The organism is Corallococcus sp. CA054B (genome assembly GCF_003611625.1).
In the GTDB taxonomy this organism is placed as follows: Bacteria; Myxococcota; Myxococcia; order Myxococcales; family Myxococcaceae; genus Corallococcus; species Corallococcus coralloides.
Genome location: NZ_RAVY01000005.1, coordinates 41,600 through 56,107, shown reverse-complemented (window position 1 = coordinate 56,107; position 14,508 = coordinate 41,600). Strand labels below are relative to the sequence as shown.

Sequence of the window (14,508 nt, the reverse complement as noted above, 5' to 3'; positions counted from 1 at the left end):
CACTGCGGGGCCCGGCAGCTGGAAGGCCTTGAGCAGCTTCTGGGCGAAGGACCATGCCTGCTGGATTTGTGCTTCATGCCGCGAGGAAGCAGGCGGGAGCGGATACGGCGCGTTCGCGGTGGGTGCATGGCACCGCCAGCGCGGAGCTGCGGCTGTTCCAAGGGTCCGTCTTCGGCTTGTTCTCGCCCGACACCTCGTGGCGCGTCAGCGGCTTCGCCGACGTGTCCCGCCTCTACTTCGGCTGGGGCTTCGGCGTGGGCACCTGGCACTAGCCCTCCGGCGGCTCGAGCGGCACCGCCGGTCCAATCCAGAGGATGTCCCGGAAGGACAGGAGCCGCTCGCGGTACGAGCCGATGGGGGCGCGCGGGTGGAGGAGGATTCCCTCGTCGGAGACCTCGAGCAGGGCCCCGAGGGCGTACCACGTCCCGTATTGCGTCTGGCGCAGCAGCACCCCCTTGCCGAGGTACGGCGTGAGGTTGGCGCGGTTGATGGCGGGGCCGTGCGTGAACACGGGCTCGGCCTTGTAGTGATTCAGGGGCCGGGTGGGGGCCTGGTATTGCTTCAGGAATCCCCACTTCCCGTGCCGGTCGTCCCGCGCCGCCAGCGTCTCGCCTTCGGGCACGGGGACGTGCCGCTCCTCGAACGCGGCCTCCGCCAGGGGCTCGACGGGCCAGGGGGATGCATCCTCCCAACGCGCATGCCGGGTCCCCTCGGCCCAGCGCCAGGGCCAGGCGTGGCGGCCCCCCACGGAGAACATCAGCCGGGGCTCGAGCTTCTCCCGCGAGCCCGGGGGACACACCACGGTGCCGTCCGGCTGCGCGCGCGTGAAGTCCCAGCCGCGCTCGGTCGGGATGAAGCGTGCGACTTCGTCCGGCCAGGGGTTCCAGTCGCTCGGGGGTGGCACGCGGCCCGGCTCCAACTCCAACGAGGAGCGGGAGCGCAGCTGTCCGGTGTTCACGTCCCAGAAGGCGATGTCATGGTGCCCCGTTCCCACGAGCGTGTCGTCCGCGCCCCAGGCCAGTCCGTCGATGCCGCTGGCGCCCTCGAGCCGCCGGAGCATCTTGGCCGAGGACCCCACCTTCCACAGCTCGACCGTTCCTCCCTCATCACGCAGCAGGCATGCGCCCATGGAGCCATCCGGCGACCAGGCCCAGCGGCCCAGGTCGCCGCTCCTGGAAGCCGGCCCGAACGAACGGCGCTTCAGGTTCACCTGACACAGGCGCTTGCCGCCCTCGAAGATGAGGACCTGGGGGAACTCGTAGTTGTTGATGAGCACCGCCAGACGCCGGCCGTCGCGGGACCAGACATATCCCTCGATCGCGTGAACGCGCAGCTCGGCGTCCCTGCTCAGGTCGGACACCGCGCGGCCGGTGTGTCCGTTGGCGAGCCGGGGCTGCTCCTCCCCGTAGGCCAGGCGCGCACCGTCTGGAGAGAACGCCAGCGGCAGGGTCAGGTCATCGAAGCGGTACTCGAGGTCGCCGCTCCGCACGTCGATGGCGGAGGCGGACGGGTGGGGTTCCTGTGCCGCGCTGGCGTTCGGTTCGAGCACGAACTCGTCTTTGCAATAGCCCTGGATGCGTGAGCCATCCGGGCTCCACCGCACCCAGGTATGCGGGCGCGACTTCGAAGGCTGTCCGTCCAGCCGGGCCGGGCACCAGCGAAGCCCTTCACTGTCCTCGTTGACCCGGGCCCCATCCCTGAACGGGGCGATGCAGCCCAGCGCGCCGTCCGGCCCGGGGGTGGAGATGAACAGCTGGGTTTCATCCGGAGACCAGCACCACGCGGGCAGGTGCCCCTTGTTCGCCACGTGTGCGGGATTGATCACGGACCACGCGGGCGGCGAGCCCCAGCGCCGGGTGACGTCCGCGGTGAAGGAAGGCAGCGCTCCTGCGAAGGCCCGCATCACGCCGATGACGGCCTGGTCCAGGATGACGCCGAGCCACGCCCCCGACGGCGACCACTGGAGGCAGGAGGGCTCCCGCGTCGAGCCGACCAGCGTCGTCTCGAACCCGACGGTGTCGACCACGCGCCCCGTCGCCAGCTCCCAGATGCGCACGTCTCCCCCGTGCGATTCGTCCAGGCGGTTGCTCGCGATGGCGAGATGGCGGCCATCCGGGCTGAGCGCGAAGCAGCGCTGCATGCCGATGTAGCGCGGCGTCTCCACGAGCCGTGCCCCCGCGGCCAGCACCTTGTCGGAGAAGCGCCGGTGGACCTCCGTGAGGCCGCGCTCGCGCTCCAACCGGAGGAGCCGTTCACGCAGCGGCGGAAGGTCCCGGCCGGGCTCGAAGTTTTCGAAGTCGGCCTGTTCCAACAGCGCTTCGAGCTCCGCGTCGGAGCATTGGGCCAGCTGGGTGAGGTTCGCGAAGGGTCCTGGCATATGACGGAAATGACTCCTTCGCCCGATGATACCGCACGTTGCTCATGGGCGGATGAGCGCTCCTGGCGGCAGGCCGACGCGCAGCAGCGTGCACTCGACGTGCTGGAAGCCCAGCGCCAGCGCACGCGCGGCGGCCCGGGTGTTGCGGACCTCGAAGGTGCCCTGCTCCTTCCCCGCCTCGAAGATGGCCGTCAGCAGCGCGACCTCGCGAGCCCAGGGCGTGACGCGCAGCTGCTGGACCATCCGCTCCGCCATTCCCTGGCGCACCTCGATGAAGGTCCGCATCTTCTCCGCGGGCCTCCACGCCGCGCCCACGGCCGCCTCCAGCTTCTCGCAGGCCTCATCACAGACGTCGTCCACCACCGCGTCGAAGCCGTGGCGCAGGCGTTGCGGCTGCGCATCACCGCCTGCTCCGCCTCCTTGCGGTCCAGCGCCAATGCACGCAGGACGGCGCGGAAAGTGCCGTCCTTCACCAAGCCCTGGAACCAGCGGTGGACCGTCTTGTAGAGCGGGTACTTCTCCCGCGCCAGTTCGCTCTACTGCGCGCCGATCCGCAGAATCCACAGGATGCCGTCCCACAGCAGATGCATTCCCCCAAGCAGAAGAGAAGGAGGCGAGCGTAACGCTCGGAAGGCGGCGGGCTTGCGCGCACGTGAAGCAAGCCGGAGGGTGGGCGCCATTCTGGAGCACCTGAGATTGGCCATGGCAGGTGCGAGCCTGGCCCCACCAGCGATCATGTCCAAGATCCTCTCAGGCACTCCACTCGCTCATGTGCACGCCGAGCTCGGAAGCAGGGTCGCCAGAATTGTGCCGCTGATGCCGACAGCCCAGCCATGGCTGAGGTCGGGGAAGGAGACCCCCAAGAGGGGGTTCTGGTTGGAGGCCAGGACTTCCCAGGTATCGCCGCCAGAAGCAGTGGACAGGAAGATGCCGTTCTCGCCAACTGCCCACCCGTGGAGGGTATCGGCGAACGTCACTCGCATGAGCCGCTCCGCCCCCATGTCCCTGTGCTGCCAGGTACTGCCGCCATCATGGGTGACTACGATCGTGCCATGGTCGCCGACGGCACAGCCGTGGGTGCCGTCCGGGAAGGCAACGCCCCAGAGGTTTTCGCAGAAGCCGTTACCGGTCTGCCGCTCCCAATATTCGCCGCCGTCGGCGGTGTGGATGATGATGCCGCCGGTGCCGTCAGGGCTCCCAGCACCGACGACCCAACCGTTCGATGTATCGGGGAAGGCGCCCCCCCGAAAGCCGTCAGAGAAGTTCGCTGCCTCCAACGCCTGGCGCTCCCAGTTTCGGCCGCCATCGGCCGTGTGAACGATGACGCCCCCGTCGAATTCTGCGCCTACGGCCCAACCGTTGGTGCAATCAGGGAAGGCGACGGCGCCGAGCAGAGCTTTGACATCTTCGATACTGGAGAGTTGAGGACCCCACGTCCGACCGCCGTTGTCGGTGGCAACGATGGTGGGCGGGTTCCCGCCGACCGCCCAACCATGGAGGGTGTCAGGGAAGACGATATCCCGGAGCGTTGCCGTGGTCATGGTCTTGGTATTGGGAATCTCAGTCCAGGTGGCGCCCCCGTTCTCGGTGGCCAGTATGACGCCCTCATCGGCGCTGATCCAGCCGTGGCAGATGTCAGGGAAAGAAACACCGTTCAGGGATGTCAGTATGGGCGAAACCAGGATGGCGATGGACATTGTCGTAGTTCCCCTCGCTTGAGTGCATTTGCGACAAAAGCGCCAGGTCTGTTGCGCGGTTGGCCTTTCAGGGAGTCGTGTGGCACCAGAAATTCGAATCCCGCAGGCCCATGGCCAGCACCTCCAGGACAGGCTCCCTTGATGGGCAATCCATCAAAAAAACATGGCACTACACTTATGACAGAATCTCCGACCCGCTTGCGGATCCGCCATCTCGTTGTCCTTCCGGAGCCAGTCCCCCGCGGCCACGCTCTGCATGCTCTTCCCGCCATGGAGTGGCCCCTCGGCGTTCGCGCGTCCTGATATGTGCAAGTGTGGAAACTGCAAGTGCTCAGGGCACCAGACACCACGCGCGCCCCTCGGTGGCATGCCGGGACAACGGGCCGGAGAATGAGTGAATGCGTCTTGTGAGCCGAAGGTGGCTCGCCGCGAGGTCCTCCGCTCGAAATCCACGGATAGCAGCATACCGGCGTGCGCCCGTCCCCCCATGCGCCGCTCCCCGCTGCAGCGGTCGCTGGCGAGAAGGAGGCACTATCGGCGGCAACCACCCACGAAAAGCGTCAGCGCCCCCCCGGGGCTCGATTGCGCCGGCCTCCTCAAACGCACCTTCAGAGTGGACGTCTTCTCCTCTCCCAAGTGCGCAGGCAGGCGACGGTGCTGGCCTACCTTACCGAGGGCGCCCTCCCCCACCGAATCCGCCACGCGCACCGTAGATGTCCGCGGCCCCCGAGCGGCCGTCGGCCCAGACCACCTGGAAGCGGCGCCCGGTCCACACCACGTCCGGAGTCACCTGCGCGCCAGCGGCCTCGGAGATGGGGAAGCCATCCCCGTCGAGGACGCTGCCGGCCTCCGTCACCCGATTGCCGTAGGTGTCCTCGCGTCCGGCGCCTCCGCCGCGCTCGTCGCTCCAGTCGAAGGCCTCCGGCGAGTTGAAGGCGCTGGCGTCCGGGCCGACGACGGTGCCGCCCGGCGTCACGCGCACGCCGTTCACGCCGTCCAGATGACGAAGAAGTGGGTGCCATTGAAAGCGATGTCCATCCTCCGGATGGATGTGTCACCGGGATTCAGGGGCGTGCCCCCCGGCTTGGGCATGGTGCCGTCCCGAGCCACGGGCGAGCCGTAAGCCCGCCTGTCCGGACTTCACTCCAGACGACGAAGTACCGCGTGTTCCCATAGGCCACCGCCGGGCCGTACTGAGCGACGTACGCCGGGATGCCCACCCGCTGCTGGGAGGTCCGCGTGCTCACATCTGTACTGCACCGGATTCTTGAGACACCAAGCGGGTCGTAGCCAGGCCGCTGCTCCGACAAACACCCCTCCCAATCTCTCTCAAGAAACATCAGCAGAACCAGCAACCTGGCGACAAGTCGCGACTATCCGGACGCTCGAATCGTTGGCGGGACTTGAACAGCAACACGTTCCCGTCTTCCGATCTGGTTCGGATGGCGGCGACCTGGCATCACACTCGTCGGCACGTAACAGACGCGTGCGGATCCACGTTGCAGCTTGAAGCAACCCTGCTGCCCAAAGGCCGAATCCTTCCTGGCTCTTGGTCCGACTCCTGCTGCCGGGAGAACGGTTCTCTGCCGCCAAGAGCTTGCCGACACGACCACGGTCGCGCCGAGATCGCATGGGCACGCTCCCGCCAAAGGCAGAATAGGGCTTGCCGGCCCTTGTCCGCGCTCCGAGACGGGTCCAAGTTTGGTTAGAGCGAAAGGGAAACCAGGCCAATGCCGGAGTGCGGCAGCACGGAGGTGCCTCATGAGTGACAGGCCCACTCATAAACGCGGGCCGACGCCCGCCTTCATCGTCGCGCGTGCGCTCGTGGCCGCGGGGGTGGCCGGCTATCTCCTGGGGTCGCGCTTCGGCAGGCGGAGTGCCGTCGCGCCGTCACCGCTCACGCCCACGCCGCCTGCGTTCGATCCGGCAATGATCCGGCGCGCCCCCCCAGCCCCGCTGGATGCGCACTCAATCGACGCCTTCGTGTGCTGGGTGGCGGGCACGCCCGTCTCGGACACGCAGTCCGTACGTGATGCGGTGGCCGCCGCGCGCGCTGACGACGATGCGGCTCGTGCACTGATCGCGAGCCTCTTCGAACTGCCGGTGCGCGACCTCGGACGCCATCAAGTGCTTCTCTCGATCATCGGAGAGATGCGTCGGCCCGAGTTCGCCGAGCCGCTGGTGCGGTTCATCGGGCTGCCGCCCTACAGCATGGTGCGCGGCGCGTCCGGCGGCCCTGCGTACGACTCATGCATCTCCTACCTCGACGCGGCGGAGGTGCTGCAGGCCCGAGCGGTCGAAATGCTCGCCCACCTGGTCACCGCCGAGGCATTGCAGGCCGTGCTGAGCTTCGGGTCGAATCACGAGTCGCGAGCCGTGCGGCTGGCCGCGCTGGACGCCTACACCTTCAACTCCGACGACAGTCCCGAGGCGCTCGCGCGCGCACGCGCGGCGGCTCGCCCCGACGAGGCCAGGCTCGTCGGCTTGCCACGCCGCACGCGCGACAGCCACCCCTCCGATTTCGATGCGCAGGTGGCCGCCTTCTACGAACGCCATCCCGAGGAGCGGCCGCCGGCGCCGCACGCCCCATTTAGGCGGTCCGACGTGTGCCGGCCCGCACTGCGCCGACCCCGTTGAGGAGCCACCATGCTCGACAAGCCTCCTTCATTTCCCGTGCACTGTACGGTCGGAGCCAACGTGGAAGAGTCGACGGTCAGTAGCTTGTATGGCGGCTGCTGGCGCGACCTCTATATGTGGGTGTGGCAGGCCTACGACCTCACCGACTCCTCCTGGTATTCGGCGGGCCTCAGCGACGCGTGCAACAGCAGTCTGCCGTTCGCGAAGGTCGTGAACGCCGCGTTCCTCATCAACTACGCGCTGTCGGACAACGACGCGCTGCAGTGGCACTCGACCGAGGACTACCGAAGCTCGTCGCGCGCAACGAGCAACCACTTCCATGGGCCCTTCTACACCCGGCTCGCTACGACGGACGGCGGAACGGCCGACGCGAGAGCTCAGACGCGCCGCTTCCTCGCGCGCGACCGTACCAACCTGTACTGCCGCCTCTTCAGCCTGGGCTCGACTTCGGATTCGGCGGGCAACCGGGCGTCGACGATGGTGCACGAGTCATGGCATCACTGGCAGTATGCCCATGGTTTCAACACCTCGCACCGCAAGATTGGCTCGCCGCCGCGGGACGCGGACTGGTACTACCCGCATCGGGTGAGTGATTTCGACTTCGGGCAGATGAACCGCTACGACACGAATCCGAGCCACCTGCTGTTTCACTCGCCCTACCAGATGACGGTCGAGTTCGATGCGGACCTGGCCGAACTGTCGCGAACCTGGGTGCCGCTGGTGGTCACGCAGGCGGCGCGCAACATCGGCAACGTGCGGCTCGCAAACCAATTCGCGAATGCGGTGGCCTATCGGATCGGCAATCCGCGGCCGTTCTGAAGCGCACCTGATCGACGAGCGGAGGCTGCCATGGCCGTGAGAGTGGGTATCGAATGGACCAACGTGTTTCACCAGAACGACCCGGAGTGTCAGCAGCCCGACCTGAACTATTCGGCCGACGTGGCCGAAGGCTTCCTGCTCGCGATGCGCTCCTTCGGCCACGACGACATCTTCGACTGGGGCAACGACAACGCATGGTCGTCGGACTTCGACCATCCGGACTTCGGCGGCGACTCATTGAACTGGAGCGACAACGTGCACTTCTGCTACTTCGCGGGGCACGGCGGCCAGTTCCGCTTCGAGGACAAGCTGGCCTTCAACATCGGGTTCTCGTCGCGCCACAACCCTCCGGATCTCGCGCCGTGCCGGTCCATGAGCCCGCAGTGGAAGCTTGGCGCGAGCCGCCTCAAGTGGTTCGCGCTTGATAGCTGCGACATTGTCACCGACACGGCGCCCTCGCATGTGGTGGAGGTGTGGGGCGGCCCGATGCAGCAAATGCACCTACTGCTCGGATTCATCCACGTGCAGCGGGTTGGGCCGGGCACGCGAAACCGCAGGATCGCCTTCGCCCTCGACATCTGCCAGGGCAAGCCAATCGCAAATGCCTGGCTCGATACCGGCTATGGTTGGGAGAACCCCAACGAGGATGCGTCGCGCCCGATTGCCATCGCTGCAGGCTCCACGCGCGACGAGGCGATCGCGCGGCGCGAAGGCGAAACGCTCGGCTGGTTGTGGTTCGACGTCCGCGCGACGAACTGGCTGGCGTGGAAATGGCGGGACTGACGACGGAGTAGACACCATGCCGACCTTCCAAATCCTGGCGAAGCCGCCTCAGGCGCCAGAGGACGGCGCGCGCATCTTCCGGCTGGCGCCGACGCGCGCGAGCCCGCGTGCAGTGCTGGGGCGCGCGCGCCGCTTCGGACTCGCGGGCCGGACGAAGAGCGGCACGCTGTGCCAGGACGCGCGCCAGACCCGCTACAGCGAAGGCTCGCTCGAGTTCGTGGTCTATCACGCGTCGGGAGGCATCCGCTTCCACGACAACGCGCGCTGGCAGGTCGACGACGGCAGTTCGCGTGTCGAGTTCGACGACGCGACGGCGATCCGCATGGCCGAGCGGTTCATCGAGGCTCATGACGTGGTGCCGCTGGCGGAGTGCAAGCTATTGCGCGTGACGCGGCTGAACGTCGGTGTCGCCGACCGGCGTAGCGGGCTGGGCGAGCACCGGGTCATCGACGTCGGGGTGGCGTTCACGCGCGTCGTTGACGGCCTGCCCGTCGAGGGGCCGGGCGGCAAGGTCATGGTCTACATCGACCACGAGGGCAACCTGACTGGCATTGATCGCCTCTGGCGCGATCTCCGTGACGACGCGGCCGAGCGTGTTGCCTTGCGCCCGGCGGAAGCGGTCCAGCGTGAGGCGATGCGCGAGTGGGAGGGCCCGGGCAGCGGCGTGATGACCATCGACGACATCCGCCTTGGCTATTACGAGCATGGATGGGACACGGCCCAGCGCTACCTGCAGCCAGCCTGGGTCATTGGGATGTCGGTCAACGCGACCGAAGGCGTTTTCGCGGGCCGCACCGCCATGCGGACCGACTATTGGGGCGCCGCGGCCGTGAAATCGCCGGAGCGGCTCATACCGCAGCGCGAGCCGCTCCGGCGGCAGCCGCCGCGGGAAGGTTACGGAGCGTAAGAAGGACGAGGGCCCTGCTGCGTGCGCGCACGGGGGTTGGTAGCCGCCAGGAGGGCCGCGGAAGACGGAGCTGGGGTGGCGCCGACAGGGGAACCCCCTCCGGCGAAGCCCACCGACGGCCTCGTCTCACGGGGTGAGCGAGTGCGCGGGCCGCAACAACGCGTAAACGCCTGTTCGAGGCCCCGTCAACCATGTCGATCAGCGGCCCGGCCTGCCCCCTCATGCCTGCTCGCTCAATTCCGAGACCGGCTCGAGTACCAGGGCAACGTCACCAGGATGGGCCCGGTGCTGTTCGCCGCCTCGCCATTGCCCAGTTGGCCCGCGGCATTGCCACCCCAGGCATAGACGATGCCAGTGCTCGCCACGGCCAGTGTGTGGTCGTGGCCCGCCGCGATGGCGAGGGAATTGCGGAACGTGAGGCTCTCTCCGCGCGACTGCTGCTCCTGTCCCTCGCCCAGTCCCAGCTGTCCGGAGGTGTTGTCGCCAAAGGTGACGAGCGAGCCGCCTTCGGTTGCCGCCAGCGAGTGGTATTCGCCCGCGGCGATGCGCTGGACGCCCGCCAGGCCGGACACCTGCACCGGGGACCGGCGGCTGGAGGCCGTCGCGTCGCCGAGCTGGCCGTCACCGTTCTACCCCCAAGCCCAGACCGTGCCGCCCTTGCGCAGAGCCAGCGAGAAATCACCCGCCGCGACAAAGGCGATGCTCTCCGTCAGCCCCACCACCCGCACCGGCCTGGACGGGGTGTCGGTCCCTCCGTTTCCAAGCAGGCCCCCGGAGTTGTCCCCCAGGCCCGGACGGTGCCATCCGTGAACAGGGCGAGGGAGTGGCCGCCTCCCGCCGCCACCGCGCGGACGCCGGTCAGTCCGGGCACCGGTTGGATCCAGCCGTCGACGCGGGGGGGTGAAGGAGCTCCACTCCAGCACCGTGCCGTCACGGCGGAGCATGACCGAGTGGTAGCGGCCTCCGGCGACGAGCGGTGCGTCCGGGCACGCGACGACGGAGAGCCCGAAGCTCCGGGTGATGGCGGGCGCCACGTCGTTGGTGATGGTCGCCGTCACCTTGACGCGCGTTCCCGCGGGCAGGCATTCGGGGCCGGTCCAGCGCACGTCGCTGGCCGTCGCGGTGCGCTGCGGCTGCGCCAGGCCCCCAGGCGGGCCTCCCAGCTGAACTTCAGGGTCCGCTGGGCGGCATCCTTCGCGGCGAAGTGGAACGCCACCGTCTCGTTGGCCATCAGGTTGACGGCGGACTGCGTGCTCTCGACGAGCGTGGGGGACTGCGGCTGGGGCGGCGGTGGCGGCTCCGGGTCGGAGCCACAGCCGGTGCCCCAAAGCATCAGCACCGCCAGCAATGCCAGTGGGCAACGGATACCAATCAGTCGGTTCATGAGGAGCCCCCTGGAGATGACAGGAAAGACGATTCATCTAGCATGGGCTGCATGCCCGTTCGCTCCCCCATCGCCAGCGTCTGCCTGGGCCTGGGCCTGTCACTGGCCGCGTGCAGGCGCCCCTCCCCCACACCGGAAGGCCCTTCCATGACCTGGGTGAGCATCCCCGCCACCGACGCGCGGGTGCGGTACGTGGGCCGGACGTATCGCTCCGACACGGGGGTCGTCTTCTCCCATCCGGGCGTGACGGTGCGCGCGCGCTTCTGGGGAGACGCCGTGCGGATGCGGCTCGATGACGCGGGCACGGGCGGCGACGTGGGGACCAACCACTTCGACGTGGTGGTGGACGGGGCCGCGCCCAAGCTGCTCGCGGTGCGGCCCGGCCAGGGCAGCTACCTGCTCGCCAGCGACCTCCCCGTGGGCCTGCACACGGTGGAGCTCTTCAAGCGCACCGAGTCCCTGGTGGGCGCCAGCACGCTCCTGGCGCTGGAGGTCCATGGCGAGTTCCGGGAGCCGCCCCCGCGGCACACGGGGCTCAAGCTGGAGTTCATCGGCGACTCCATCACCTGCGGCTACGGCACCGACGTCACCTTCATCCCGGAGACGTCCTCCTCCAAGGCGCCTGGCTTCACGTCGAAGCACCAGAATCCCAGACGCGGCCATGCCTGGCTCACGGCCCAACGCCTGGGCGCGGAGGCCGTGTTCGTCTGCTATTCGGGCCACGGCGTGTACCGCAACCTGGACCTGTCCACGTCCGGGTTGATTCCCGCCCTCTACGAGCGCGCCGTTCCGGACCACCCCGCCACCTGGGACTTCTCCAACGCTTCGCCGGATGTGATTGTCCTCAACGCCGGCACCAATGACACGTTCGCGGGCGCGGGCACCGCCGCGTTCCTCCCGGACGAGGCGGCCTTCAAGGCCGCCTACCGGACCTTCCTCGAACGGCTCCGCGCGCTGCATCCCCGCGCGCACATCGTCTGCACGCTGGGCAGCATGACGGATGGCTTCAAGCGGAAGGAACAGCAGGGCGTGGTGACGTCCGTGCACGTCGGCGATTGGATTTCCCAGCTCGTGGCGGAGCGCCAGCGCCTGGGCGACGCGCGGGTCCACCGCCACGTGATGGCCATGCAGAACCCCTTCGCTGACGGCGTCGGCGAGGACTGGCATCCCTCCGCCGCCACGCACCAGAAGATGGCGGAGTCGCTGAGCCGGTTCATCCAGGACGTCGTGCGCCCCTGAGCCAGGGCCCGCGAAACAAATCCCTCATCACGTTCTGACGGGCAGAGGCACGAGGGGGCCATCCCCTGGCGTGCCCGCCTGTGATTGCCGTACGCGCGGTGCGTGTCGAAGGTTGCGTGGAACGCGAGAAGGCCTTCAAGCACCACCGAGGCCGCCCCTCCCTCTTCACCGGGACAGGCAGGCTCCTCCTTCCCCAGGGCACGTATGAGTCCACTCTTCATCCTCTTCGCGGCCATGGCCCAGACACCCACGCCTCCTTCGGAAGCGGCGGATGCCTCCTCACCGGCGTCCGTCGCGTCAGCCACCGGGGAAGAGGACGAGGACGAAGGGCCCTGGACGGGGTCGGCGGGGCTCGGCGCCTCCATGTTCACCGGCAACGCCCGCGCCTTCACCATCACGGGCGATGCCATGGCGGAGTACGAGTCCCCGGTGTGGGCGCTCACCCTGGAGGCGGATGGCGCCTACGGCAACGCGGCCTCGGAGGACGAGGAGGAGCGGGAGGTCACGGCCCTGACGCTCGGCGGCTGGGCGCGCGGCGACTACCGCTTCACGCGCCTGCTCAGCGCCTACAGCTTCCTGGGCCTGGAGACGGACCACCCCGCCAGCCTGGAGCTGCGCACCGAGGTGGAGCTGGGAATCGGCCTCACGTTCCTGGAGCGGAAGAAGAAGAAGACGGAGAAGGAGCTCTTCCTGCGCACGTACCTGGGTGCGAGCTACGCGAAGGACCGCCGGTTCCAGTACACGCCCACGCGCGAGGACCTGCCGAACGTGACCCTGTGGTCGCCCGCGGTGGGCGTGGCGTTCCGCTACGACATCAACGAGCGGGTGCACCTGCGCGAGGACGCCCTGCTGCTTCCGGACATCTTCGGCGACACACGCGTCCTCCTGGACTCCACCACGAAGCTGTCCGTGCACATGACGGACCGCTTCGCGCTCACCACGTACTTCGAACTGCAACACGACAGCGTACCCGCGGCGGGCAAGGTCAAGACGGATACCTCGCTCTCGGTGGGGGGCGAGCTGGAGATCTGAGGGATTGGAAAGGAGCAGCACTCCCATGGCCAAAGCGGCTCATTTCGACGACGTCCAGGTCCCAGGCGAGACAAAGAACAAACAGCGCACGCCGCCGAAGAAGAAGGGCATGGAGCGGGTGCTCGACGCCATCGAGCGGGTGGGCAACAAGGTCCCCCACCCCGCGGTCATCTTCGTCGCGCTGATTGCCCTCGTGATGGTGCTCTCCCACCTCTTCTACTGGCTGGGCGCGAGCGTCACCTACGAGACCATCAACCCGGACACGCATCAGTTGGAGGAGACGACCACCGCCGCGAAGAGCCTGCTGACGGGCGAGGGCCTGCGCTTCATGTTCGCGGGCGTCGTGCAGCACTTCATGGACTTCAACGCGGTGGGCGTCATCATCGTCGCCATGCTGGGCGTGGGCGTCGCGGACGCGGCGGGCCTGGTGGGCGCGCTCATCCGCAAGCTGGTGGCGGTCGCTCCGGCCCGGCTCCTCACGTACATCCTGGTGTTCGTGGGCATCCTGTCCAGCATCGCCGCGGATGCCGGCTACCTGGTGCTGATTCCCCTGGCGGCGGCCGCCTACCTCACCGTGGGCAGGCATCCGCTCGCGGGCCTGGCGGCCTCCTTCGCCGGTGTCGCCGCGGTCTTCACCGTCAACATCCTGATCAAACCGCTGGACGGCATCCTGACGGAGATCACCAACGACGCCATCCACATCATGGCGCCGGACCGCTCCATCGACCTGACGGCGAACTTCTGGTTCTCCGTCGCGTCGGTGGTGATGCTGACCATCATCGTGTCGCTCATCAGCGACAAGCTCATCGAACCCCGGCTGGGTGAGTACCAGGGAGAGAAGCCGGCCACGGTGGGCGCGAAGCTGTCCCCGGAGGAGTCGCGGGGGCTGAAGTTCGCGTTCTGGGGGCTCGTGGGCGTGCTGGTGTTCTTCGGCCTGCTGGCGCTGCCCCCGGGGGCTCCGCTGCGCAATCCGGAGACGGGCGCGCTCATCGGGGACTCGCCGTTCATGAACGGCCTCATCGTCGCCATCACCGTGCTGTTCCTGGTGACCGGGGCCGCCTACGGCGTTGGCGCGGGGACGATGAAGAACAGCGTGGACGTCATCAAGGCCATGGAGAAGGCGGTCGCCGGGCTGGGCGGCCTCATCTTCCTCTTGTTCATCATCAGCCAGTTCATCGCCCTGTTCACCTACACGAACATGGCGACCATCGCGGCCGTGAAGGTGGGTGATGCCCTGGAGCACGCGGGCCTGGGCGCGCTGCCGCTGCTCGTCGGCTTCGTGCTGGTGGTCGCCGTCCTGGACCTCATCATGACGGGCGCCATTCCGAAGTGGGCCATCTTCGCGCCGGTGTTCGTGCCGCTCCTGATGCGGCTGAACGTGGAACCGGAGGCCGTGCTCGCCGCGTACCGCGTGGGCGACGGTCCGTTCAACGCCATCTCCCCGCTGAACGCCTACTTCGCGCTCATCGTCACCTTCGCCCAGAAGTACCAGAAGGACGCGGGCGTGGGGACCGTGGTGGCGTTGATGCTGCCGTACGTCATCGTGGTCTTCGCCGTGTGGATCGCCATGCTGGTAGCGTGGCAGGTGCTGGGGCTGCCCTGGGGGCTCGGGTAGACGGCTCGGGTAGACGGC

14 protein-coding genes and 1 pseudogene are annotated in these 14,508 nt (G+C 68.0%); 8 read left to right on the top strand and 7 right to left on the bottom strand.

Annotation, left to right across the window (positions count from 1 at the left end):
* Positions 1 to 53 precede the first annotated feature (53 nt).
* Positions 54 to 272, top strand: a complete 219-nt coding sequence (locus tag D7V80_RS02355) for a hypothetical protein (protein ID WP_147446968.1) — start codon at positions 54 to 56, stop codon at positions 270 to 272.
* On the opposite strand, the gene D7V80_RS02350 is transcribed toward D7V80_RS02355, so the two are convergent.
* From D7V80_RS02350 to D7V80_RS02335, 4 genes are all read right to left on the bottom strand, one after another.
* Complete coding sequence (locus D7V80_RS02350; RefSeq protein ID WP_120586592.1) at positions 269 to 2,377, bottom strand: WD40 repeat domain-containing protein; 2,109 nt, start codon at positions 2,375 to 2,377, stop codon at positions 269 to 271. The genes D7V80_RS02355 and D7V80_RS02350 overlap by 4 nt on opposite strands.
* Before the next feature lie 42 nt (positions 2,378 to 2,419).
* Positions 2,420 to 2,737 (bottom strand): hypothetical protein, encoded by a 318-nt coding sequence (locus D7V80_RS02345; RefSeq protein ID WP_147446967.1) that lies wholly within the window; start codon positions 2,735 to 2,737, stop codon positions 2,420 to 2,422.
* A 407-nt stretch (positions 2,738 to 3,144) separates the two neighbouring features.
* Positions 3,145 to 4,074 carry a YCF48-related protein gene (locus D7V80_RS02340; RefSeq protein WP_120586590.1) on the bottom strand — a complete coding sequence of 310 codons (930 nt, stop codon included), beginning with the start codon at positions 4,072 to 4,074 and terminating at the stop codon, positions 3,145 to 3,147.
* A gap of 667 nt (positions 4,075 to 4,741) precedes the next feature.
* Positions 4,742 to 5,065 (bottom strand): hypothetical protein, encoded by a 324-nt coding sequence (locus D7V80_RS02335; protein WP_120586589.1) that lies wholly within the window; start codon positions 5,063 to 5,065, stop codon positions 4,742 to 4,744.
* 770 nt (positions 5,066 to 5,835) lie between these two features.
* On the opposite strand from D7V80_RS02335, the gene D7V80_RS02330 reads away from it, so the two are divergent.
* Genes D7V80_RS02330 through D7V80_RS02315 form a run of 4 tightly spaced genes read left to right on the top strand, consistent with a single transcriptional unit; the run spans position 5,836 to position 9,220 of the window.
* Positions 5,836 to 6,711 (top strand): hypothetical protein, encoded by an 876-nt coding sequence (locus tag D7V80_RS02330; protein WP_120586588.1) that lies wholly within the window; start codon positions 5,836 to 5,838, stop codon positions 6,709 to 6,711.
* A gap of 9 nt (positions 6,712 to 6,720) precedes the next feature.
* A complete protein-coding gene (locus tag D7V80_RS02325) occupies positions 6,721 to 7,530 on the top strand; it encodes a hypothetical protein (protein WP_147446966.1) in 810 nt (269 codons plus the stop codon).
* Positions 7,531 to 7,560: 30 nt separating this feature from the next.
* Positions 7,561 to 8,313: a DUF6345 domain-containing protein gene (locus D7V80_RS02320; protein ID WP_120586586.1), complete on the top strand. Its 753-nt coding sequence runs from the start codon at positions 7,561 to 7,563 to the stop codon at positions 8,311 to 8,313.
* Between the two features lie 16 nt (positions 8,314 to 8,329).
* A complete protein-coding gene (locus D7V80_RS02315) occupies positions 8,330 to 9,220 on the top strand; it encodes a hypothetical protein (protein WP_120586585.1) in 891 nt (296 codons plus the stop codon).
* Positions 9,221 to 9,453: 233 nt separating this feature from the next.
* Here D7V80_RS02315 and D7V80_RS02310 read toward each other — a convergent pair.
* From D7V80_RS02310 to D7V80_RS02300, 3 genes and pseudogenes are all read right to left on the bottom strand, one after another.
* A pseudogene (locus D7V80_RS02310) lies at positions 9,454 to 9,837 on the bottom strand (RCC1 domain-containing protein); the annotation flags it as partial.
* A gap of 92 nt (positions 9,838 to 9,929) precedes the next feature.
* Positions 9,930 to 10,064: an RCC1 domain-containing protein gene (locus D7V80_RS43800; protein WP_370452441.1), complete on the bottom strand. Its 135-nt coding sequence runs from the start codon at positions 10,062 to 10,064 to the stop codon at positions 9,930 to 9,932.
* A gap of 210 nt (positions 10,065 to 10,274) precedes the next feature.
* Entirely contained in the window at positions 10,275 to 10,604 is a 330-nt protein-coding gene (locus D7V80_RS02300; RefSeq protein ID WP_147446965.1) for a hypothetical protein, read from the bottom strand.
* 51 nt (positions 10,605 to 10,655) lie between these two features.
* Between D7V80_RS02300 and D7V80_RS02295 the strand changes: the two genes are divergently transcribed.
* The 3 genes from D7V80_RS02295 (at position 10,656) to D7V80_RS02285 (ending at position 14,490) form a co-directional block, all read left to right on the top strand.
* A complete protein-coding gene (locus tag D7V80_RS02295) occupies positions 10,656 to 11,843 on the top strand; it encodes an SGNH/GDSL hydrolase family protein (RefSeq protein WP_233585077.1) in 1,188 nt (395 codons plus the stop codon).
* 204 nt (positions 11,844 to 12,047) lie between these two features.
* Entirely contained in the window at positions 12,048 to 12,875 is an 828-nt protein-coding gene (locus D7V80_RS02290) for a YdiY family protein (RefSeq protein ID WP_120586580.1), read from the top strand.
* A 25-nt stretch (positions 12,876 to 12,900) separates the two neighbouring features.
* Positions 12,901 to 14,490, top strand: a complete 1,590-nt coding sequence (locus D7V80_RS02285) for an AbgT family transporter (RefSeq protein WP_120586579.1) — start codon at positions 12,901 to 12,903, stop codon at positions 14,488 to 14,490.
* The last annotated feature ends 18 nt before the right edge of the window (positions 14,491 to 14,508 follow it).